1 protein-coding gene is annotated in these 443 nt (G+C 36.6%); it reads left to right on the top strand.

The annotated features are described in order from the left end of the window. Positions 1 to 111: 111 nt before the first annotated feature. Positions 112 to 443: YopX family protein (locus tag CYP28_RS01870; RefSeq protein WP_219811238.1), on the top strand; the 332-nt coding region annotated here is incomplete at its 3' end.

The following is a 443-nucleotide window of genomic DNA, read 5'->3' as shown; positions in this document are numbered from 1 at the left end:
GAGCAGGTTTTGATGTGGCTTTTAATGGAGCTATCCCTGAAGAGTTAGATGCTGGACTAGCTGATAGAAGCGAAGTCTTAGGGAACATCCACGAGAATAAGGAGTTAATAAATGAGACCATTGAAATATAAAGCATACATTAAAGAGTATGACAAAGTAGTTAGTGTTGATAGACTAGGTCTTAACTGGGACGGATCAGTTCAGGAAATCATAGTATCAGAAAAAGAGCTAGAAGGTAAAGACGAATGGACTGACTTTCAGAAAGAGCAGTTCGAGCTTATGCAATATACTGGCTGCAAAGATAAAAATGGTATTGAGATATATGATGGTTATATTGTAAAAATCACCTTAACAGAAACGCAAAAAACACGCAGAGGCGAAGTTATATATTATGATGATAACGCTTGCTATCTAGTTAAAACCGCTAATGAGGAGTATTTTAC

The sequence above is a fragment of the Campylobacter concisus genome (assembly GCF_002914195.1).
Classification (GTDB): Bacteria; Campylobacterota; Campylobacteria; order Campylobacterales; family Campylobacteraceae; genus Campylobacter_A; species Campylobacter_A concisus_M.
Note: the sequence above shows the minus strand (reverse complement) of the source record. Positions and strands in the feature narration are given on the sequence as shown.